Raw genomic sequence first — 20455 nt, 5'->3', positions numbered from 1 at the left:
ACTTTAGCAGACTCACTTTCGCTTTCCCAATTCGGCGCGTTCCGCGCTTTCCCTGGTTTAGCAGCTGTGTTTCTGCCTCGTCCTGGAGGACTTTATCGGATCTCGCTTTGTTGTCCAATTCGGCGTATTCACACCGCATTCGGATAAAAGCAATATCCACACCTACACAGCCATGACGATCTGACGTGAATCAGATCTTGAGTTCTTCGGCAGATCCTGAGACCCGCTGCCAGAACACCCTGGATCGAGCGATGCTCGAAAGAGTGGAGGTGGCCGCTCCGGGGCCGGAAGCCCGCCCGAAGACTCGCGCTTGCTTCCCGCCGCACCCTGGCGACTCGGAGAACACTACACACACCCTGACGCCGTTTCAAATCGCCAGGGCAACTTTTTTCGTGCGATGTTCTGCGCTCCACTCTAGACCCCCGAGACAAGGCCCATGGGCCGTTTGCTCCACCCGGCACCAGGGGCCTCGTGACCCGCCGGTCAGGCGGGGGCGAAGAGCTCGACCGGGTTGCCGGCCGGGTCCTCGATCACGGCCTGGGCACCGCCCCGGCCATCGATGCGGCTGGTGCGTACCCGAGCGCCGGCTTCACTCAGACGCCGGAGCTCCTGGTCGACATCGGCCACCTCGAGCTGGATACGGCTCCAGCCACCGGGGCTCGGAACCTTGCCGTCGTCGGCGGCCTGCCCTGCGCCGCCGGCACCAGGGGTGTTCAGCATCAGTCGCAGCCCGTGACCCTCGAGCATCGCGAAGCCACCGGCTCTCGGACCGACGTCCTCGAACCCGAGCTCGCGATAGAAGGCGACGGCGGCAGTGATGTCGTCGACGATGTAGCGGAATCCTGGAATCATCTGTCTCTCCTCTCTGCAACACTACTGTTGCATAGTAGGCTCCTCGCATGGCTTCTCGTCAAGGGCGTACGGATCCCCGAGTGGTGCGCAGCCGGGAAAGAGTGCTCGAAGCGGCGCTCGCGGAGCTCGCCGAGCGGGGATACGGCGGATTCAGCATCGACGGGGTGGCAACACGTGCCGGCGTCGCCCGGAGCACGATCTATCGACTGGGACACGACCGGCTCAGCCTGGTCGCCGCGGCCATGGAGACGCTCAACGTGCAGCCGCGCCCGGAGGCCGGCGGACAGGACCCGCGAGGCGATGTGGTCGCGATCGTCGCCCATCTCGCCTCAGCCATGCAGTCGTCACTGATGTCCGACTGTCTCCCCGCCGTGCTCGACGGGGCCGAGCGTGACCCGGGCCTGCGGGAGCTCCACCACCGCTACAGCGCGCAGCGGCGTACGCGGCTGGTCGATGCGCTCACCCGGCTGCGGGCGGCGGGGCAGGATGTCGGGGATCCGGAGCGGGCGGCGGAAGCGCTGGCGGGAGCAGTGTTCTATAGACGGCTGATGACGCCGGTGCCGCTGCGTACGGAGGAAGTCGAGGGTTTGGTGGCGACCGTTCTCGGGGAGAAGTGATCCGGCAGCCGGGTCAGCCGACGCCGATGTGCTGGTAGTCGAGGTCGATCAGGGCGACGGCACGGTCGCCGTACGCGTCGACATCGCGGGGGTAGGGCGCGCCGGTGTATCGGGTGGCGAGCTCGTCGATGATTCCCCAGCGGGTCTCGTCCTCGACCCAGCCGACGACGCGGCCGCGGAGGATGACCGGCATGAAGTCGTTCTCCTGCGGCGCCAGGGAGAGCGCGATGCGCGGGTCGGTGTGGAGATTGCGGTACTTGCGGCCGCGGTTTCCGGTGAGGAAGACGACGTGGTCGCCGTGGGTTCCGATCCAGACCGGGGAGGTGCGCGGGGCGCCGTCGGGTCCGATCGTGGCGACATGGGCCAGGGCGGTCCCCTCGAGGAAGGGGCGTACGTCGGGGTTGATCATCGGTCTTCTCCTTGCTGCGGTCAGCGGACGACGCGGTAGTGGAGGTGGGTGACGCCGGGCGCGGGGACGACCTCGACGATCTCGAGCGAGATGTGCTCGGGGAGCTCGTTGAAGAAGCGGCGACCGGAGCCGAGGAGCACCGGGACCTGGTGGAGGACGATCTCGTCGACGAGGCCGGCCCTCAGCGCTTCGGTCACGACGCCGCCGCCCATGAGTCCGACGTCCTTGCCGCCGGTCTGCTCCTTGGCGAGGGCGATCGCGTCCTCGATGGTGGAGGCGAAGGTCTGGCGGTCGTGGGTCGCGGGAGCGGGACGATGAGAGAGGACGACCAGCGGAGCGGTGGGATGCGGCGCTCTTCCCTTGTCCCAGCCGGAGTCGTCGTAGGTGTTGCGGCCGGCGAGGCTGACCCCGTCGCGTGCGGCCAGGGCGTCGAAGACGCGGGCGCTCGGCTCGGAGAGCTTGAAGCCGTCGAAGACCTGGCTGGGGGTGTCGCCGTCGAAGTACCACTCGAAGAGGACGCCACCGTCCCCCAGGCCGCGCCCGGGGCCGGGGTCTCGGCCGGTGATGAAGCCGTCGACGGAGACCGAGAGTGCTGCGAGGACCTTGCTCATGATCGCTCCCTGAGGTTGGAGTTTCTTGAAGAGACTCGGCGACCGTAACACTCAGAGTTCCCTCAGGGAACCCCAAATGGTAGATTCGGGTCATGCAACGTACGAACTTCGGTGACATGGCCTGCTCGATCGCGAGGACGCTCGATGTGATCGGTGAGCCGTGGTCGCCTCTCGTGCTGCGCGACATCTGGGTGGGCATGAACCGCTTCGACCAGATCCAGGCGGATCTCGGAATCTCACGGAAGGTGCTGACCGAGCGGCTCGGGCATCTGGTCGAGCACGGGGTGCTGGAGAGGCAGGCGTACGACAACCGGCCGCGCTATGAGTACGTGCTGACGGAGAAGGGGCGCGAGCTCGTCGACGTGCTGATGGTGATGGTCGGCTGGGGTGACAAGTGGCTCGCGGGCGAGGCCGGGCCGCCGGTGCTCTACCGGCATCACGCGTGCGGGGAGATCGGGCGGGTCGATCTGCGGTGCTCCCACTGCGGCGAGCCGATGCATGCCGACGACATCGATGTGCTGCCCGGGCCAGGGGCTGCCCCGGAGCCGGCCTCAGCGGGGTAGCGGACCGGTGTAGGCCTGCCGCGCCGTCTCCACGGCGGGCATGTTCGCCTCCGACCAGTTGCCGACGGCGGCGAAGACCGGCTGCAGGCTGCGGCCGAGGTCGGTGATGTCGTACTCCACCCGGGGTGGCACCTCCGCGTGGTAGCGGCGCTCGACGAGGCCGTCGCGCTCGAGCTGGCGTAGGCGCTGGGTCAGCACCTTCGAGGAGATCGTGCCGAGGCGGCGCTCCAGCTCCACGAAACGCTGGGTGCCGAACTCGTGCAGCGTCCACAGGATCGGGGTGGTCCATCGGCTGAAGATCAGCTCGACCGCCGGGGTGATCGGACAGGCCGCCACCGGCTCGTCAGTGCTCGGACGCCAGGTCATATCGCTCCAATACTTACCTTGGGGAACCCACTGTATCGAGGGATCTAACGTCGTTCCGCACCCAGATCACTACCCATGAATGGAGACCTCGATGATCGTCATCACCGGAGCGACGGGGAATGTCGGGCAACCGCTCGTCGAGCTGCTGGCCGACGCCGGGCACACCGTCACCGCCGTCTCGCGCGGGATGTCGGCGCCGCTGCCGACCCGGCCGGGAGTCGCCACCGCGGTGGCCGATCTCTCCGACGTCACGACCCTGGCGCCGGCGCTGGCCAGCGCCGACGCGCTGTTCCTGATCGTCAGCGGCGCCGGCGCTCATGTCGACGGGCGGGCACTGATGAAGCATGCCGAGGCGGCAGGCGTACGCCGCGTTGTCCTGCTCTCCTCGCAGGCCGTCGGCACCCGGCCGGGGACGCCGTCGCACGCACCGCTCGCCGAGCTCGAGGAGGCGGTTCGGGGCTCGGCGATGGAGTGGACGATCCTGCGTCCCGGCGGCTTCGCGAGCAACGCGCTCGCCTGGGTGCCGATGATCAAGGAGACGAACGCCGTCCACGCGCCGTACGGAGATGTCGCGCTTCCGGTGGTCGACCCTCTCGACATCGCCGAGGTCGCCGCGGCGACCCTGACCGAGGACGGTCACTCCGGGCGGACGTACGAGATCACCGGTCCTACCGCGACCACGCCACGGGAGCGGGTCGAGGAGATCGCCGCGGCGACCGGGCGTCCGCTGGAGTTCGTCGAGCTGACCCCGGAGGAGGCCCAGAGTCAGATGTTGGAGTTCATGCCGCCGGCCGTCGTCGAGGGGACGCTCGCCATCCTCGGGCACCCGGCCGCCGACGAGCAGGCGGTCAGCCCGCACGTCGAGGAGGTGCTCGGCAGGCCGGCCCGCGGTTTCGGAGAGTGGGCGCGGCGGTTCGCCGCTGCGTACGGGGTCTGAGGTCGGGGGCCCGAGGTCAGCTACCGCCGGCGGCGCCCAGCTCCTTCAGCGCGGCGCCGTCGATGCGGTGGACCTCCCACTCGTTCTGCGGGACCGAGCCGAGGGAGCGGTAGAAGGCGATCGACGGCTCGTTCCACGTCAGCACCCACCACTCGAGGCGACGCCAGTCGTTCTCGACGCAGATCTCGGCGAGGCGTACGAGGAGGGCCTTGCCGGCGCCGGCGCCGCGGTGGGCCGGGTCGACGAAGAGGTCCTCGAGCCAGATGCCGTTGCGGCCGGTCCAGGTGGAGAAGGTGACGTACCAGACCGCCATGCCGATGACCGTGCCGTCGAGCTCGGCGATGAGGCAGCGGGTGGTCGGGGTGCCGGACTCCGGGAAGAGCGCCGCGGTGAAGTCGGTCTCCGTGGCCTCGACGGCGTCGGGCTCCTTCTCATAGACGGCGAGGGCGTGGACGAGGCGGAGGATCTCGGGTACGTCGGCGGGAGCTGCATCGCGGATGGTGACGGTCACGGGTCGATCCTAGGACTACTCGCCAGTTCGGGAATGCGCATTCCAGTGAGACGCAATCGCAATCGCGGTGCAACAAAGGCTTCCTACGTTTCGGGGCGTCCCCAACAGATTGGATACCCCCACATGACTCAGACTCAGTCACGTCGGAACTTCCTGCGCAACGTCGGCCTCGCCGGCGGCGCGGGAGTCATGTTGCACAGCATGGGTGCTCTCGGGCTCACCTCGGCTCACGCCGCGGAGACCCCCAGCTTCACTCCTCCCAAGCCATCCGATCTCGCCCGGGCCGGCAGCAAGTCGGTCGTCATCCTCGGCGGCGGCATCGCCGGGCTCACCGCTGCGTACGAGCTGCTCAAGGGCGGCTACAAGGTCACCGTGCTCGAGGGGCGCGAGCGACCGGGCGGTCGCAACTTCACCGTGCGCGGCGGCACCCGGGTGACCGATCTGAACGGGGTCACGCAGGTGGCCGGGTTCTCCAAGGGTCAGTACATGAACGCGGGGCCCGGGCGGCTGCCGCAGAGCCACATCACGCTCGACTACTGCAAGGAGCTGGGCGTCCCGATCGAGGCGTTCACCAACCAGAACGCCAACGCACTGCTCTACTACCCCGGCGACCACGGCATCGGCGCGGTGCAGATGCGTCAGGCGAAGGCGGACACGTACGGCTATGTCTCCGAGCTGCTCGCGAAGGCGACCGACAAGGGTGCCCTGGACGAGGAGCTGACCGCCGCCGACAAGGAGGCGCTGATCGCCTTCCTGAGGAACTTCGGCGACCTCGGCTCCAAGGCGGAGGGGTACGCCTACACCGGTTCCAGCCGCGCGGGCTACACGGTCGAGCCCGGGGCCGGGCAGGAGTCCGGCACCGAGGTCGCCCCGAACTCGATGAGCGCTGTCCTCGCCGCCGGGCTGGGTCAGTACTTCTCCTTCGAGTTCGGCTACGACCAGGCGATGATGATGTATCAGCCGGTCGGCGGCATGGACGCGATCCCCACCGCCTTCGCCCAGGCCGTCGGGGCGCGCAACATCCGCTACGGGGCCGAGGTCGTCGAGTGGAACAACACCTCGACCGGCGTCTCGGTGGCCTACAAGGCTCGCGGGAGGACCGAGACCATCAAGGCTGACTTCGCGATCAACTGCATGCCGCCGAACATCGCGGCCAAGGTCCAGCACAACCTCGGCGCCGACATCACCGCGAGCCTGAAGTCCTTCGGGCCCTCGAACGCCGGCAAGATCGGGATCGAGTACGACCGGCGCTGGTGGGAGGAGGACTTCCGGATCTACGGCGGCATCACCAACACCCGCCTCGACCTGCGCAACATGTGGCACCCGTCGTACGGGTTCAACGGGGACAAGGGCACGATGATCGGCTACTACAACACCGGTAGCGCGGCCGACACCTACGGTGCGCTCAGCCCCGCCCAGCGGCTCTCGCGGGCGGTGGACATGGGCAAGCAGATCTTCGGGGACGTCTATGGCGAGGGCATCACCGCCTCCTACAGCCAGGACTGGAAGTCGCAGAAGTTCTCCGAGGGGGCCTGGGCGTACTCGACGACGGCAGACACCGATCCGCTCTACACGCGGCTGCTGGACGCCACCGGCAACACGTACTTCGCCGGTGACCACCTCAGTCACTCCGTGGCCTGGCAGCACGGAGCGATCACTGCCGCCCGGGCAGCCGTCGAGAAGCTGCACGCGCGGGTGACGGCATGATGTCGCCGCGTACGAAGGTGCTGGCCGTGGTCGGGTTGACCGCGGCTCTGGTCGCTCCGACGGCGGCGGTCGCCGGGAGCACGTGGTCGGCCGCTTCTCATGGGCACCGCCCGCCGCGTGGCGGGGAGACGATCTCCGTGCTGCCCGTGGGACAGGACAACCCGTCGATCGCCAACGGCGTCGCGATCGGGCCGGAGGCCGCGATCTACAAGACCAGCGGGCTCGGTCCTTCCCGGCTCAACACCGGGGCGAGCGGCGAGGCGGCCTACATCGACACCGCGGTGTTCCCGGGTGGTGAGCTGCCGCCGGGGGTGACCATCACCGAGGCCCAGGGGATCAACGTGCTGCGCCGGATCGGGGAGAACCTCGAGGCGGCCGGCCTCTCCTACGACGACGTGATCACGATGCGCGTCTTCCTGCAGAACCCCGCGGGCGAGGCGAAGATGGACTTCGCGGGCTGGAACCGGGCCTACCGGCAGTTCTTCGCGAACACGTCGGTCTCGACCGGCGAGGCGATCCCGGTGCCGCTGGGCACAGCTGCGCCGGCGGCACCGATGGTCGTCAACCCCGCCCGGCCGTCGCGGTTCGCGCTCGAGATCGAGAATCTGCCCGTCGACGGATGGCTCGTCGAGGTGGAGGTCGACGCGGCCTATCCGGCAAAACGGAGGTAGGCCCTTCACAAACGAGATCGCCCTCTCCGAGCAGTGCTCGGGGAGGGCGATTCTCGTGCAGCTCAGACGGTGGTCAGAGCTTGGAAAGCTTGGGGAAGGGGCTGGCGATACGCACCAGTCGGGGACCGAAGTCGACAGTGACTGCGGCCGTTTCTTTGTTGACGACCCGACCCAGGCCGAAGGAGTCGTGGGAAACCAGGTCCCCTGACTCGAACTGCTCAATGACCGGCTCGGGATCTGCCTTGAAAGGACTCGCGGCGAAGTGTCGCCGCCGGGGGGTTGAGGTAGTCATCCCTTCGAGTATGTGGCCTCATACACGAATAAGGGAATGCACAGGTTGGTCACAATGGCCTATCAGATCGTTTCAGGCCGGCGTGTAGTCGGCCTTGTCGTAGCTGGCGCTGCGGCGGTAATGGGCCGAGATGCTGGGCCAGTTGGTGGTGATGCGGCCGTTCCGCTCGCGATACCAGGAGGTGCATTTGCTCCAGACGCTGTCGGCCAGCTTGTCCTGGATCCGCGCGTCGTAGGCCTCCTCGACCTCCGCCCGCACCTCGAGCGGGCCGGCGTCGGCGACGTGGTCGGCGTACCGGCCGAGGTAGCGGGCCTGCGTCTCCAGGAAGAAGATGATCGAGCCACCACCGGTGTTGGTGTTGGGGCCGTACATGATCAGCAGGTTGGGGAAGCCCGGGACGGTCATGCCGTGGTAGGCGTGGGCGCCGTCCTTCCAATGGGTGTGCAGGTCGCGGCCCTGGGTGCCGGTGATCGTCATCGGCGCGAGGAAGTCGGTGGCCTTGAACCCGGTGCCCCAGATGATCGCGTCGACCTGGTGGTGCTGTCCGTCGGCGGTCGTCACGCCGGTCGGGGTGATCTCGACGATGTCGTCGGTGATCACGTCCACGTCGGGCTGGGCGAGGGCCGGCAGGTAGTCGTCGGCGAAGAGGATGCGCTTGCAGCCGAACGGGTAGTCGGGCCAGACCTTCTCGAAGAGCCCCGGCTTCGCCGCGGTCTGCGCCTTCATGTGGCGCTTGGACCAGGCCCGCATGACCGCACCGAACGGCTTGACGTGGAAGGACGTGGTGAGCCACTCGGCCTGGACCCAGATCTTCGCGCGGTTGAGGAGCTGCGGGATCGGGCTCGCGGCGTCGGTGCGCTCGAAGTCCTTTCGGGGGACGATGTAGGGCGCCGAGCGCTGGAAGAGGAGCACCTGCGCCGCGTCCTTGCGCACCTCGGGCACGAACTGGATGGCGCTGGCCCCGGTGCCGATCACCGCGACCCGCTTGTCGTGGAGGCTCAGGTCGTGGTTCCACTCGGCGGAGTGGAAGGCATCTCCCCGGAACGTGTCGGCGCCGGGGATGCTCGGGATCGACGGCCGGGACAGCTGGCCGACGGCGGGGACGAACAGGTCGACCGTCTCCGTCTCCCCCGTGCTGAGCTCGAGCTGCCAGGTCTTCGACTCGTCGTCCCAGTGGGCGGCGGTCACCTCGGTGTGGAACCGGATGTGGCGGCGTACGTCGTACTTGTCGACGACCCGGTGGATGTAGTCGAGGATCGCGGGCTGGCGGGAGAACTTGTGGGGCCAGTGCGGGTTGGGCTCGAAGGAGTAGGAGTAGAGGCTGGAAGGTACGTCGCAGGCGGCACCCGGGTAGGTGTTCTCTCGCCAGACACCGCCGACGTCTCCGGCCTTCTCGAACACGACGATGTCGTCGTGGCCGCGCTTCTTGAGCTCGATCGTGGCGGCCAGGCCGCCGAAGCCGGTGCCGATGACTGCGATGCGCAAGAGATCCTCCGAGGGCAGGGAGCGACGGTGTGACCTGGACCATACCGGGAGAATGTGAATCTCGGCGACAGGACCGAAAGGTAAGAAGTTGGACGCCCGCTCGTCATCGCGATTAGGTTCGGCTAACCTAAACCCATGATCGTCTGCCAGTGCCGAGTCGTCACGGACCGTGACGTCGATGCCGCGCTGGCCGACGGGGCGCGCACGGTCAGCGCGATCTGCCGCTCCACGGGAGCCGCTCAGGACTGCGGCTCGTGCATCTTCTCGGTGAAGAAGCTGGTCAGCCAGCATCTCGAGCAGGAGTGCTCGCACCTCGTGGCCGACGGCGCCGCGAGCTGACGTACGCAACCGGTCACAAACTGAGTCTGTCCTCACTCCCGGGGTGCCGTGCGAGTATCGGGACAGATCCCGTTACCGGAGGTACGTCATGCAGCCAGTCGATCCACGCGTCGTCGAGCTCCTCAACGAGGCGCTCACGTTCGAGCTCACGGTCACCAACACGTACTTCCTGCACGCTCGAATGCTCGACAACTGGGGTCTGCCCAAGCTCGGCAAGGTCTTCTACGACCTCTCCATCGACGAGATGCGTGACGCCGACGACCTGATCAACCGGATCCTGATGTTCGACGGCCACCCCAACGTGCAGCGCCTCAACGCCATCCAGGTCGGCGAGACCGCCGAAGAGATGCTCTCGCTGGCCCTGGCGAGCGAGCGCGCCGCGGTCGCGCAGTTCAACGCGGGCGGCGAGGAGTGCCACCAGCTCGGCGACCACGGCACCGCGGCCGTCTTCGAGGAGATGGTCCGCGACGAGGAGAAGCACGCCGACTGGTTCGAGTCCCAGCTCGACGCGATCGATCGCGTGGGCCTCCAGGCGTACCTGGCCCAGCACGTCGGTGCGGGCGAGGGACCCGGCTGAGCCAGGCCCCTCCTTGTTCCCCCTCAGGCAGGCACCGCGTCGTCGATGCAGAGGATGTTGTCCTCGCTGTCCTTGAACCAGGCTGCGTGACCGGCCTCGCCCATGCCGGCGACGTCACCGTCCCAGGTCAGTCCGGGCATCTCGTAGTGCTCGAAGCTGACCCCCTTGGCGCGCAGGTCCTCGGTCTCCTTGTGGACGTCGGCCACGTGGAACTGGGCGATCGTGTGCCCGGCCTTGCCCGCCTGCTCGGTCTCGTAGAGGTGGAAGGACGTGCCACCGGCTGTCGTGTAGACCAGCCAGCCTTCGCTCTCCTCGCTGGGCTCGAGCCCGAGCTTGTCGGCGTAGAAACGGCGTGCCCGGCCGAGGTCGGCGGCCGGGATGTTCGCCCTCACACTGCTGTCGGTCAACATCGTCGGCCTCCTCAGGCGCTCTCGAACCAGGGGCGGTGCAGGTCGTAGTAGGTCGCGCCCTGCATCGCGTAGTCGAGCTCGCGGCGTACGTCTTCCGGGGGCTCGACCTGCTCGCCCTTGCGAGCGTCGGCCTCGCTGGTGAACGCGACGGTCTCGATGAAGCTGCCGTCCGCCTCGATCGCGAGGGTGCCGCCGAGGATCTCGGGGCGCATCTCGTGCAGCTGGGTGGTGTCGGTCGTCATCATCGCCTTGAGCCGGCTCGGGTCGTCGACGCGGCCGCGGATGATCTGCACGAACCCGGCGTCGTCGGAGCCGCCGTCGAACAGCAGCGTGACGTCGTCGCAGTCGTGGAACTCCATCGGCCCGTCCATGACCTCGGCCATCTTCGCGGCCCACTCCCCCTGCTCGGGACGGTCGGAGTTGGCCATCGCCGCCTCGCGTGACTCGAACCGGACCACCCCGACGAGCTGGCCGTCGTCGGTGAATCCGTAGGTGCCGCCCAGCCACCCGGTCGCGCTCGGCGCCAGGTCACGCCGCCACTCGTCGAGCAACTGGTGGGCCTCGTCCTGCCGGGTGCAGGGACCCTGGATCATCTGAATGAACATTGCTGCCTCCTCGGTCGTTGGTGTGCCAACGGACCGGTCGAGGCTGTTGCCGGGCCCCGGCCAGGCCCTCTCGCAACGTACGTCTGAAGGGTCGCCCCGCACATACCCCAAACAGGCGTTTTTGAAGCGACGCCGTCAGTCGACTTCGACCCAGTCGAGCGTGCGGTCGACGGCCTTCCGCCAGCCGGCGTACCCGGTCTCGCGCTGCTCCTCGCTCCAGACCGGCTTCCAGCGCTTGGACTCGTTCCAGTTCTGGCGGAGCTCGTCGGTGTCCTTCCAGAAGCCGACGGCGAGCCCGGCCGCGTAGGCGGCACCGAGCGCGGTGGTCTCGGGGACGACAGGACGGCTGACCTCGACGCCGAGGACGTCGGCCTGGATCTGCATGCACAGCTCGTTGGCGGTGATGCCGCCGTCGACCTTGAGGACCTCGAGGCGTACGCCGGAGTCCTTCTCCATCGCTTCGGCGACGTCACGGCTCTGGTAGCAGATCGCCTCCAGGGCCGCGCGGGCGATGTGGCCGCTGTTGTTGAACCGGGACAGGCCGACGATCACGCCGCGGGCGTCCGAGCGCCAGTAGGGGGCGAAGAGACCGGAGAAGGCCGGGACGAAATAGACCCCGCCGTTGTCCTCGACCTCCTTGGCCAGGGCCTCGACCTGCGTGGCGTTGCTGATCACCCGCAGCTGGTCACGCAGCCACTGCACCGCGGAGCCGGTGACGGCGATCGACCCCTCCAGGGCGTACGTCGGTGGCTGGTCGCCGAACTGGTAGCAGACCGTGGTGAGGAGGCCGTTCTGGGAGCGCACGAGCTCCTGGCCGGTGTTGAGGAGGAGGAAGTTGCCGGTGCCGTAGGTGTTCTTGGCCTCGCCGGCGTCCAGGCAGACCTGGCCGACCATGGCGGCCTGCTGGTCGCCGAGGATGCCGGTGATCGGGATCTCGCCGCCGAGCGGGCCGTTCTCCAGCGTGGTGCCGTAGGCGTTGTGATCGGAGGAGGGCCGGATCTCGGGGAGCATCTGGCGCGGGATGTCGAAGAAGCCGAGCAGCTCCTCGTCCCAGTCGAGGGTCTCGAGGTCCATCAGCATCGTTCGGCTGGCGTTGGTGACGTCGGTGACGTGTACGCCGCCGCTGGGACCGCCGGTCAGGTTCCAGACGATCCAGGTGTCGGTGGTGCCGAAGATGGCATCGCCGCTCTCCGCGGCCTCGCGGACACCGTCGACGTTCTCCAGGATCCACTGGATCTTGCCTCCGGCGAAGTACGTCGCGGGCGGCAGCCCGGCCTTGCGGCGGATGATGTCGCCGCGCTCGTCCTTGTCGAGGGCGGAGGCGATCCGGTCGGTGCGGGTGTCCTGCCAGACGATCGCGTTGTAGTAGGGCCGTCCGGTCCTCTTGTTCCACACCACGGTGGTCTCGCGCTGGTTGGTGATGCCGAGCGCGGCGATGTCCTTGTCCGTCAGGCCCTTGCTGCCGAGCGCGATCTGGATCACCGCCCTGGTGCGCTCCCAGATCTCCACCGGATTGTGCTCGACCCAGCCGGCCTTCGGCAGGATCTGCTGATGCTCCAACTGGTGGCGGGCCACCTCCTTGCCGCCGTGGTCGAAGATCATGCAGCGGGTGCTCGTGGTGCCTTGGTCGATGGCTGCGACGTAGTCGGGCATGTCATCGTTCCTCTCCGTGTCTGGGTCGAAAACGTTCCTACCTCCCCACCTTCCTCCTCGGAGGGAACGAAACGCGAGATCAACATCTGGTAGGTGCCGGTTCCGCCGAGCGCACCGCCCGGCGGGTTCGGCTATCGGCCGTCGGGATGCCCGCCGTCCGGCGACTCGGCGAGTGACTTGAGGGCGCGAAGTCTGGTGTCCCAGGCGTTGCCGATGCGGTCGAGCTCGTGGGCGAGGGCGTTGAGGCGGGAGCCGAGGGCGGCGTAGACGATCTCGCGGCCGCGGCGCTCGGCGGTGACGAGGCCGGCCTCGGAGAGTACGTCGAGATGCTTGACGATCGCCTGGCGGCTGACCGGGAGCACCCGGGCCAGGGCGGAGGCGGACATGGTCTCCTGCCCCAGCCGGGTGAGGATGTCCCAGCGGGTCTGGTCGCCCAGCGCCGCGCACATCTCGGGAAGGGTGGGCGTCGCGCTCACGCGCGCGCCTCGACGTACGTCTTGGCCGCCTCGAGCTCTTGGGCCCAGCCGTTGTCGTTGCCCTCGCGCTCCTTGAGCCAGACCGCGGGGTCCTCGGACAGGGTGGAGAAGCCGCTCTCCAGGACCTCGAGGGTCACGCCGCCGGCCGGGTTCTCCTCGATCCGGAACTCCACCAGCGTGCCCTCGGTGGCGTCGCGGTAGGGCGTGCCGAGCCAGCGGAACGCGGCGTAGCGCGGCTCATCGAGCTCGATCGTGCGGAACCGGAACTCGCCCATCGTCGGGTGGGTGACCACGGCGACCTCGGTGCCGTCATCGGCGGTCTCGACGCGGGTGTCCGGGTCGTCGAGGACGGTGCCGTCGTTGACGTACCACCCCGGGCGGGTGATCAGGGACCAGACCTTCTCGGCGCTGGCGTCGATGTCGATCTGGCGTCGGATGCTGTCGAGCTCGGCGAGCTCTTCGGTGCTGTGAACCATGGGTCCTCCTCGGGTAGCGGAAGTGCAACCTCAGTGTTGCACTTCAACGACCCATCTGCAACCTTCTAGTTGCATATCCGACCCGGCGGCGTACGCCCTCTACTTCTGGATCCGCTCGAGCTTGGTCCAGCCGGTGTAGCCGCGCTTCTCGACCAGGCGCATGAGGTCGTGGGCGACGGGGACCTGCTCGACGAACATGGCGTCGAGCAGGGAGACGAGCTCGGGGGGCATGGCCTGGTCGTCCTCGACGTAGGCGGCCCAGTCCTCGGGAGAGATCGCTTCGAGCTGCGAGACGATCCGGTCGGCCATGGCCTCCAGGCGGGGGTCGCCGGGCAGCCAGTCGAGCATGGCATCCAGCTCCTGGTAGGTCTCCACGACCGAAGGGTCGTCGAGCTGGCCGACCTTGCTGCGGATGAAGGCCTCCATGCTCTGTGGCTGCTGGGCCGCGACGAGGATCCAGGCGTCGCGTTCGCCGTCGATCATCCGCTGCGGGATGCCGAGCTCCCGCATCCGTTCCAGATAGGCGACCGCCTCGGGCGGGAGGGCCAGCCCGTCTCCGTGGACGAGCCGGGCGATCCGCTCGCGGTGGCCCTGTCGCTCGCGGATCTCGAGACGGAGGCGCTTGTCGATCTCGGCCACAGCCTTCTTGAAATCGTCGTCGCCGGCGTCCAGCAGCTCCTTGACACGGGAGAGCGGGACGCCGGCGTCGGCGAGGATGCGGATCTTGATCAGGTCGACGACGGCAGCTGCGTCGTAGCGTCGGTAGCCCGAGTGGTCGCGCTCGGGCTCCACCAGCAAACCTTTGGCGTGGTAGTGACGCACTGCCCGGACGGTGACTCCGGCGGCGGCAGCCACCTGGCTGATCGTGAGCATCCCCGAATAGTGGCGGGAACACCCGGGTTTGTCGCGTGGTTTAGGCGAACTTGCGGCGGTAGGCAGCGGTGGCCAGGACGTACGCGACGACCAGGAGACCGACGCACCAGGCCAGTGCGATCCACAGCTCATTGCCCAGCGGCTGACCGGCGAAGATCGCCCGGATGGAGTCGACGATCGAGGTGACCGGCTGGTGCTCGGCGAAGGCTCGCACCGGGCCGGGCATGGTGTCGGTCGGCACGAACGCCGAGCTGAGGAAGGGCAGGAAGATCAGCGGGTAGGAGAACGCGCTGGCTCCCTCGACCGTGCCGGCAGTCAGTCCCGGGATCACCGCGAGCCAGGTCAGCGCGAGGGTGAACAGGGCCAGGATTCCGACGACCGCGAGCCAGTCGAGCACGCTCGCGCCGGTGCGGAAGCCCATCAGCAGGGCGACGAGCACCACCACGACCAGCGAGATCATGTTCGCGACCACCGAGGTGAGCACGTGACCCCACAGCACCGCGGACCGGGCGATCGGCATCGACTGGAACCGGTCGAACATGCCGCCGTTCTTGTCCTGGAACAGACGGTAGGCGGTGTAGGCGATGCCGGAGGCGATGGTGATCAACAGGATGCCGGGTAGCTGATAGCTGACGTAGCTCTCTTGGGAGCCGGTGTCGATCGCGCCGCCGAAGACGTACACGAACATGAGCATCATCGCGACCGGCGTGATGGCGGTGGTGACGATGGTGTCGGGGCTGCGGCCGATGTGTCGCAGGGAACGGCCGAGCAGGACGGCGGTGTCGCCGAAGAATCGGGTGGTCATCGTGACTCCTTCACGTTGTTCGTGCTGGCGGACTTGCCGTTGGACTTGCTGGTGATGGCGAGGAAGATCTCCTCGAGGGACGGCTGCTTCTCGACGTACTCCTGCTTGGCCGGCGGGAACATCGCCTTGAGCTCGGCGAGGGTTCCGTTGGCGATGATGCGGCCCTCGTGGAGGATCGCGATCCGGTCGGCGAGCTGCTCGGCCTCTTCGAGGTACTGCGTGGTGAGCAGGACCGTCGTGCCGCTCTCGGCGAGCTCCTTGACCGCCTGCCACACCTCGATCCGGGCCTCCGGGTCGAGACCGGTGGTCGGCTCGTCGAGGAAGATCACCGGCGGGTTGCCGATGAGGCTCATCGCGATGTCGATCCGGCGGCGCATGCCACCGGAGTACGTCGCCACCTTGCGGTTGCCGGCCTCGGTGAGCGAGAACCGGGCGAGGAGCTCGTCGGCGACCGCGCCCGGGTCCTTCTCGCGCAGCAGCTTGGCGATGAGGATGAGGTTCTCGCGACCGGTCAGGATCTCGTCGACGGCGGCGAACTGGCCGGTGAGGCTGATCGACCTACGTACGTCGTTGGCCTGAGTCGCCACGTCGAAGCCGTTGACCGTCGCCTGGCCACCGTCCGCCTTGAGCAGCGTGGCCAGGATCTTCACGGTCGTGGTCTTGCCTGCGCCGTTGGAGCCGAGGAGGGCGAAGATGCTCCCCTTCTCGACGCTCATGTCGACGCCCTGGAGGACGTGTACGTCGCCGTAGGACTTGGCCAGTCCGGCGATCTGGATTGCTGGTGTCGGGTTCATGTCGAATAGCGTCGAGGGTTGACGCTGGGTCAAGGTCAAGCGGAAGTTTGGATCTTTTTCCGCTGGGCCTGATCGGACCCGACAGGAGCGCGAAATGCGCTGGTCGCGCGGTCAGTCCTTCTGCAGGCGGCGCCAGCCACCGGCACGGTTGTTGGCGACGATGGCGCGCAGCAGCTCGGTCAGCGCCGGACGGTCGATCGGGTCGTCCCGGTAGATCTGGATGGCACGCCCGGTGGCGTTGCCGTGACCCTGGTTGATGATCCCGGCCGGGTCAGGGACCGTCGGGTCGTAGAGGAACAGGTTGATGTGGTCCTTGGTGGCGAGCAGCGCGCACACGTTGCCCTGCAGCACGAAGTAGGGCTGGACCGTCCGCTTGATCGTCTCCTCGATCTCCGGGTCGGCGTCGTGGATGATCTCGCGCAGATCGCGGCAGATGTCGCGCTGCCACTCCGGCAGACCGTCGAGGTAGCTGTCGACGCCGGCATGGGTGCGGATGGCCATGATCGCAATGTACGCCCGGGCTGCGGGCGCCCGGCAAGCCAAATACACATGTCGATAAATCATCCCTTTGACTTCAAGTACTTGAAGTTCTTAGCGTCTTTGGTGTGACTGCATCAACGACTCGGACGTACACGATCCGAGAGGTGGCGACGCTGACCGGACTGCCGGCCAGCACCTTGCGCTACTACGAGACGATCGGGCTGATCTCGCCGGTCAGCCGCGGCGCCAGCAGCGGCCACCGGGTCTATGACGAGACCGACCTGGACCAGCTGACCGGCGTCGCCTGCCTGGCCGCGATCGGCCTCTCGATCGACGACATGAGGACGTACGTCACCAACAGTCGCCTCGGCAGCGAAGGTGCCGCCGAGCAGATCGACATGCTCACCGAGCACGCCGCTCACCTCGCCCGCGAGGCCGAGAACCTCGAGCTGCGACGGGCGTACGTCGGTCTCAAGACCGACTACTGGCGAGCTGTCGCCGCCGGCGAGCAGGTCCGCGCCGAGGAGATCGGCGCGCAGGCACACACCCTGGCGGACCAGATCCGCAGCCGCGAGAACCACTGATCCACCACCCATCTCAGACCCAGGAGACACCCATGCGCGTCAACGCGTACGCAGCCCCTTCCGCCGGCGAGCCGCTGGCCCCGATCACCATCGAGCGCCGTGAGGTGGGCGCCAACGACGTCCTCATCGCGATCGAGTTCGCCGGCATCTGCCACTCCGACATCCACACCGTCAACGGTGACTGGGGCCCGCAGCCGTTCCCGGTCGTCCCGGGCCACGAGATCGTCGGCCGCGTCACCGAGGTCGGCTCGTCGGTCACCAACCACAAGGTCGGTGACCGCGTCGGCGTCGGCTGCTTCGTGAACTCGTGTCGCGAGTGCGACAACTGCCGCAACGGCGACGAGCAGCACTGCTCGACCCCCGGCGGCGGCGTCGGGACGTACGCCGCGAAGGACCGCGACGGTTCGTTCACCCAGGGCGGCTACTCGACCCACGTCGTCGTCGACGCCCACTTCGCGCTCAAGGTGCCCGAGGGCATGGATGCCGCGGCCGCGACGCCGCTGCTGTGCGCCGGCATCACCACGTACGCGCCCCTGAAGAAGTGGGGCGCCGGCCCCGGCAAGAAGGTCGCGATCGTCGGACTCGGCGGCCTCGGCCACATGGGCGTCCAGATCGCCCACGCGATGGGCGCCGAGGTCACCGTGCTCTCGCAGTCGCTGAAGAAGCAGGAGGACGGGCTGCGCCTTGGCGCGGACCACTACTACGCCACCTCCGACCCGGCGACCTTCGAGCAGCTGGCCAGCTCGTTCGACCTGATCGTGAACACCGTCAGCGCGAAGATCGACCTCGACGCCTACCTCGGCCTGCTCGCCGTGGACGGCACGATGGTCAACGTCGGCGCGCCCGCGGAGCCGCTGAGCGTCAACGTGTTCTCGCTGATCACCAACCGGCGCAACTTCGCCGGCTCGATGATCGGCGGCATCGCGCTGACCCAGGAGATGCTCGACTTCTGCGCCGAGCACGGCATCGGCTCCGAGGTCGAGGTGATCTCGGCGGACCAGATCAACGAGGCGTACGCCCGGGTCCTGGCCTCCGATGTGCGCTACCGCTTCGTGATCGACACGGCCACACTGGCCTGATCCGTCACGACCATTCGAGAGCGGCAGCCGGATCCAGGTCCGGCTGCCGCTCTCGCCATTTCGGCCTATCTCCAGTGCGCGGGGCGGGCGAGGCCGTCCGGCAGGCGCGTGCTCGCGTCCCCACGCATGGCGTTGACCTGCGCCTGGCCGAGGAAGAGCGCTCGGGACAGGTCCGCACCGGCGACCGCGGCATCGCGGAGGTCGGCGCCGAGCAGGTCGGCATCGGCCAGGTCCACACCGCGAAGGTCGACGGAGATCAGGAGAGCGCTCCGGAGGTCGGCGCGCCGCAGGTCTCGCCTGCGCAGGTCCCGGCCGACGAGGTCGGCACCGCTCAGCGCAGGGCCCGCGGGTCGGCGTACCTCCGCACTCACCTGCCGGAGCGCATTCCCGACGACCGCGCGAAGCGCGGGGATGTCGGTGGCGAGGACCTGCTCGGCAGCGCCGCCCGTCGCCGCTGACACCAGCTCGGTCGCCTCGGAGAGGTCGGTCGCGGTGCCGCGCCATGCCGCCTCCTCGAGCAGGGCGAGCATCTCGTGGAGCTGCCGCATCACGTCGAAGACGTCGAACATGCTCTGCCGCAGGTCCGGCTCCGTACGCCAGTCCGCACCGCCGAAGGTCACCTGCGTGACCTGCTGACCGGCGCCGGAGCACTCGAAGACCGTGCACCCGGTATACCCGCGGTCGCGCAGCCGGTCGTGGATCCCGCAACCGAAGTCGGGGCCGAGGTGACGGCACGGATCGCCGGCCGCCTTGTCCTCGGGGAAGTCCGCCGAGCGGGTGAAGGACAGCGCGACGCAGCACAGGCCGACGCAACGGGAGCAGTCAGAGCGGTACGCGGAGTCGGGACGGGTCACCTCCTCATCCTCCCGCGGGCGTTGCCGTGGACGCGATCCTGGGCGTAGCGCTCGGCCGGTCCGGTGGCGACGCGGCCGCGATGCCACGGACCGCGTGCTCCAGGGCGTGCCGGGCAAGCGGGTCGGTGATGCGGTCGGCGTTCAGCAGCAGTGCCCCGGGCAGGGTGACGACGCAGTGGCGCACGACCGTGACCGCGGCACGATCGCGCCGCTCCCACAGCGCCGAGGCGAGCTCGACGAGGAGCCCACCGAGCTCCTTCTGGAGCCCGAGCAGCTGCGTACGTCCCTCCTCGTCGAGCTCCGAGGTCAGCAGATCGTCCGCGGTCGCGGCCAGCAGGAGCCGGGCGCCGTCCTCGTTGTCCTTCGCATACGCCGCGGGGGCGAGCGCAGCTGCGACCAGGGCCTCGGTCGCATCGCCCTCGCGCATCGCGTCCGCCACACGGTCGCGCTGGAACGTGAGGAAGCGGCCGGCCTCCTCGGCCCAGACCCGGGCCAGGAGGCCGTCGCGCGACCCGAACGCGTGGTAGACCGCCCCGTTGGACGCACCCGACGCCGCGCTCAGCGCTCGGATCGTGAGGCCGTCGACGCCTCGCCCGATCCAGAGATCCCGGGCATGCGCGAGAAGGTCGTCGAGGTCGTACTGCCGTGGACGTCCCATGCCGGGATCAGGCAGGGTCGTCGTTGCCGGCGCCGAGCGCCGTGACGACGTCCGCGAACATCCGGGCCTTGATCGTGCCGAGGGTGGCGCGGTCCTTGCCCGCCAGATCGCGTACGAAGCCTGCGGCCGCCTCGAACAGCTTCTCCGACGAGGCGGTGGCGTCGACGATGCCCACGGCCGTGGCGTCGGCTCCGCCGTAGCGCCGCCCGGTCGCCATCGCGTCGAGCGCCGTGCGCGGGGTCAGCTTGCTGGTGACGAGGGCATTCATCCCCACTGTGAAGGGGATGTGGATGTCGACCTCGGGGAAGCAGAAGTAGCCGCGGTCCTCACGCATCACGCGGTAGTCGTGCGCCATCGCCAGCATCGCGCCGGCGCCGAACGCGTGTCCGTTGACCGCGGCGACCGTCGGGACCGGCAAGGTGAGGATGCGCGCGAAGAGGTCCTCGACCCGGGCGACGTACGTGTCGTGCTGGTCGAAGTTCTGCCCCAGCCACTCCAGGTCGAGCCCGTTCGAGTAGAACTTGCCGCCGCCGATCGTGACCAGCACCGCCGGCTCGGTCGTCGACTCGATCTGGTCGAGCGCCGAGCCGACCGCCTCGAGCCAGTCGGGCGAGAAGCGGTTCTCGTCGTCCCCGAGGTCGAGTGTCCATACCGGTCCGTCGCTGGAGATGGTGACCACGATGCTGCTCCTTCAAGTCATGACCCGCGTCCACGCCGGGCCTGGGTGTAGGCCACCGAGAGTAACAGAGCGATGCTCTAAAAAGAGCCGCG

Annotated in this window: 28 protein-coding genes; 9 read left to right on the top strand and 19 right to left on the bottom strand. The window is 68.2% G+C overall.

Annotated elements, in window-relative coordinates:
- Positions 1-483 precede the first annotated feature (483 nt).
- A complete protein-coding gene (locus tag OH802_RS04935) occupies positions 484-852 on the bottom strand; it encodes a VOC family protein (protein WP_355020452.1) in 369 nt (122 codons plus the stop codon).
- 47 nt (positions 853-899) lie between these two features.
- On the opposite strand from OH802_RS04935, the gene OH802_RS04930 reads away from it, so the two are divergent.
- Positions 900-1469, top strand: a complete 570-nt coding sequence (locus OH802_RS04930; RefSeq protein ID WP_406025657.1) for a TetR-like C-terminal domain-containing protein — start codon at positions 900-902, stop codon at positions 1467-1469.
- 13 nt (positions 1470-1482) lie between these two features.
- Here OH802_RS04930 and OH802_RS04925 read toward each other — a convergent pair whose 3' ends face one another.
- Positions 1483-1878 carry a TIGR03618 family F420-dependent PPOX class oxidoreductase gene (locus OH802_RS04925; protein ID WP_406025655.1) on the bottom strand — a complete coding sequence of 132 codons (396 nt, stop codon included), beginning with the start codon at positions 1876-1878 and terminating at the stop codon, positions 1483-1485.
- A gap of 20 nt (positions 1879-1898) precedes the next feature.
- Entirely contained in the window at positions 1899-2489 is a 591-nt protein-coding gene (locus tag OH802_RS04920) for a dihydrofolate reductase family protein (protein WP_406025653.1), read from the bottom strand.
- 92 nt (positions 2490-2581) lie between these two features.
- Here OH802_RS04920 and OH802_RS04915 point away from each other — a divergent pair, with 92 nt between their 5' ends.
- Entirely contained in the window at positions 2582-3052 is a 471-nt protein-coding gene (locus OH802_RS04915) for a winged helix-turn-helix transcriptional regulator (RefSeq protein ID WP_406025651.1), read from the top strand.
- Here the strand turns inward: OH802_RS04915 and OH802_RS04910 are convergent.
- On the bottom strand, positions 3041-3418 hold the full coding sequence (locus tag OH802_RS04910; RefSeq protein WP_350717688.1) for a helix-turn-helix domain-containing protein: 378 nt from the start codon (positions 3416-3418) through the stop codon (positions 3041-3043). The two genes, OH802_RS04915 and OH802_RS04910, sit on opposite strands and share 12 nt — an antisense overlap.
- 91 nt (positions 3419-3509) lie before the next feature.
- On the opposite strand from OH802_RS04910, the gene OH802_RS04905 reads away from it, so the two are divergent.
- Positions 3510-4355: an NAD(P)H-binding protein gene (locus tag OH802_RS04905; protein WP_406025648.1), complete on the top strand. Its 846-nt coding sequence runs from the start codon at positions 3510-3512 to the stop codon at positions 4353-4355.
- Between the two features lie 16 nt (positions 4356-4371).
- Here OH802_RS04905 and OH802_RS04900 read toward each other — a convergent pair whose 3' ends face one another.
- Positions 4372-4866 carry a GNAT family N-acetyltransferase gene (locus tag OH802_RS04900; protein WP_406025646.1) on the bottom strand — a complete coding sequence of 165 codons (495 nt, stop codon included), beginning with the start codon at positions 4864-4866 and terminating at the stop codon, positions 4372-4374.
- Positions 4867-4989: 123 nt separating this feature from the next.
- Between OH802_RS04900 and OH802_RS04895 the strand changes: the two genes are divergently transcribed.
- Both OH802_RS04895 and OH802_RS04890 read left to right on the top strand, forming a co-directional pair.
- The gene (locus tag OH802_RS04895; protein WP_406025644.1) at positions 4990-6573 is read left to right on the top strand and encodes a flavin monoamine oxidase family protein; all 1584 of its coding nucleotides are present in this window, start codon (positions 4990-4992) and stop codon (positions 6571-6573) included.
- On the top strand, positions 6573-7244 hold the full coding sequence (locus OH802_RS04890; protein WP_406025642.1) for a Rid family hydrolase: 672 nt from the start codon (positions 6573-6575) through the stop codon (positions 7242-7244). The genes OH802_RS04895 and OH802_RS04890 overlap by 1 nt, the downstream gene beginning before the upstream one ends.
- A 73-nt stretch (positions 7245-7317) precedes the next feature.
- Here OH802_RS04890 and OH802_RS04885 read toward each other — a convergent pair whose 3' ends face one another.
- Together OH802_RS04885 and OH802_RS04880 are read right to left on the bottom strand one after the other, a co-directional pair.
- A complete protein-coding gene (locus tag OH802_RS04885; protein WP_141790972.1) occupies positions 7318-7536 on the bottom strand; it encodes a hypothetical protein in 219 nt (72 codons plus the stop codon).
- A gap of 72 nt (positions 7537-7608) precedes the next feature.
- A complete protein-coding gene (locus OH802_RS04880; protein WP_406025639.1) occupies positions 7609-9021 on the bottom strand; it encodes a flavin-containing monooxygenase in 1413 nt (470 codons plus the stop codon).
- Positions 9022-9156: 135 nt separating this feature from the next.
- Between OH802_RS04880 and OH802_RS04875 the strand changes: the two genes are divergently transcribed.
- Together OH802_RS04875 and bfr are read left to right on the top strand one after the other, a co-directional pair.
- On the top strand, positions 9157-9360 hold the full coding sequence (locus tag OH802_RS04875; RefSeq protein WP_160026189.1) for a (2Fe-2S)-binding protein: 204 nt from the start codon (positions 9157-9159) through the stop codon (positions 9358-9360).
- An 88-nt stretch (positions 9361-9448) separates the two neighbouring features.
- Positions 9449-9937, top strand: a complete 489-nt coding sequence (bfr, locus tag OH802_RS04870) for a bacterioferritin (protein ID WP_141801930.1) — start codon at positions 9449-9451, stop codon at positions 9935-9937.
- A 23-nt stretch (positions 9938-9960) separates the two neighbouring features.
- On the opposite strand, the gene OH802_RS04865 is transcribed toward bfr, so the two are convergent.
- The 9 genes from OH802_RS04865 to OH802_RS04825 all read right to left on the bottom strand — a co-directional run bounded on the left by OH802_RS04865 (position 9961) and on the right by OH802_RS04825 (position 16530).
- Positions 9961-10347: a VOC family protein gene (locus OH802_RS04865; protein ID WP_406025636.1), complete on the bottom strand. Its 387-nt coding sequence runs from the start codon at positions 10345-10347 to the stop codon at positions 9961-9963.
- Positions 10348-10358: 11 nt separating this feature from the next.
- A complete protein-coding gene (locus OH802_RS04860; RefSeq protein WP_406025634.1) occupies positions 10359-10952 on the bottom strand; it encodes a hypothetical protein in 594 nt (197 codons plus the stop codon).
- Positions 10953-11087: 135 nt separating this feature from the next.
- Positions 11088-12605, bottom strand: a complete 1518-nt coding sequence (glpK, locus tag OH802_RS04855; protein WP_406025632.1) for a glycerol kinase GlpK — start codon at positions 12603-12605, stop codon at positions 11088-11090.
- 131 nt (positions 12606-12736) lie between these two features.
- Positions 12737-13081 (bottom strand): ArsR/SmtB family transcription factor, encoded by a 345-nt coding sequence (locus tag OH802_RS04850; RefSeq protein WP_406025630.1) that lies wholly within the window; start codon positions 13079-13081, stop codon positions 12737-12739.
- Complete coding sequence (locus tag OH802_RS04845; protein ID WP_141801934.1) at positions 13078-13557, bottom strand: SRPBCC domain-containing protein; 480 nt, start codon at positions 13555-13557, stop codon at positions 13078-13080. The genes OH802_RS04850 and OH802_RS04845 overlap by 4 nt, the downstream gene beginning before the upstream one ends.
- A 99-nt stretch (positions 13558-13656) precedes the next feature.
- Positions 13657-14430, bottom strand: a complete 774-nt coding sequence (locus OH802_RS04840) for a MerR family transcriptional regulator (protein ID WP_406025627.1) — start codon at positions 14428-14430, stop codon at positions 13657-13659.
- 40 nt (positions 14431-14470) lie between these two features.
- A complete protein-coding gene (locus tag OH802_RS04835; RefSeq protein ID WP_406025625.1) occupies positions 14471-15235 on the bottom strand; it encodes an ABC transporter permease in 765 nt (254 codons plus the stop codon).
- Positions 15232-16029 carry an ABC transporter ATP-binding protein gene (locus OH802_RS04830; protein ID WP_406025623.1) on the bottom strand — a complete coding sequence of 266 codons (798 nt, stop codon included), beginning with the start codon at positions 16027-16029 and terminating at the stop codon, positions 15232-15234. Before OH802_RS04830 ends, OH802_RS04835 begins: the two co-directional genes overlap by 4 nt.
- 111 nt (positions 16030-16140) lie before the next feature.
- A complete protein-coding gene (locus OH802_RS04825; protein WP_406025621.1) occupies positions 16141-16530 on the bottom strand; it encodes a DUF1801 domain-containing protein in 390 nt (129 codons plus the stop codon).
- A gap of 104 nt (positions 16531-16634) precedes the next feature.
- Between OH802_RS04825 and OH802_RS04820 the strand changes: the two genes are divergently transcribed.
- The gene (locus tag OH802_RS04820; RefSeq protein WP_406025619.1) at positions 16635-17093 is read left to right on the top strand and encodes a MerR family transcriptional regulator; all 459 of its coding nucleotides are present in this window, start codon (positions 16635-16637) and stop codon (positions 17091-17093) included.
- A gap of 32 nt (positions 17094-17125) precedes the next feature.
- A complete protein-coding gene (locus tag OH802_RS04815; RefSeq protein WP_378818060.1) occupies positions 17126-18172 on the top strand; it encodes an NAD(P)-dependent alcohol dehydrogenase in 1047 nt (348 codons plus the stop codon).
- 65 nt (positions 18173-18237) lie between these two features.
- Here the strand turns inward: OH802_RS04815 and OH802_RS04810 are convergent, their stop codons facing one another.
- Genes OH802_RS04810 through OH802_RS04800 form a run of 3 tightly spaced genes read right to left on the bottom strand, consistent with a single transcriptional unit; the run spans position 18238 to position 20363 of the window.
- Positions 18238-19026: a pentapeptide repeat-containing protein gene (locus tag OH802_RS04810; protein WP_406025616.1), complete on the bottom strand. Its 789-nt coding sequence runs from the start codon at positions 19024-19026 to the stop codon at positions 18238-18240.
- Between the two features lie 4 nt (positions 19027-19030).
- Entirely contained in the window at positions 19031-19684 is a 654-nt protein-coding gene (locus OH802_RS04805; protein ID WP_406025614.1) for a TetR/AcrR family transcriptional regulator, read from the bottom strand.
- A 7-nt stretch (positions 19685-19691) separates the two neighbouring features.
- Positions 19692-20363: an enoyl-CoA hydratase-related protein gene (locus OH802_RS04800; RefSeq protein ID WP_406025612.1), complete on the bottom strand. Its 672-nt coding sequence runs from the start codon at positions 20361-20363 to the stop codon at positions 19692-19694.
- Positions 20364-20455 lie beyond the last annotated feature (92 nt).

Source organism: Nocardioides sp. NBC_00850 (assembly GCF_045207335.1).
GTDB lineage: Bacteria > Actinomycetota > Actinomycetes > Propionibacteriales > Nocardioidaceae > Nocardioides.
The sequence above is the reverse complement of the archived record's forward strand: the minus strand, read 5'-3'. Positions and strand labels throughout refer to the sequence as shown.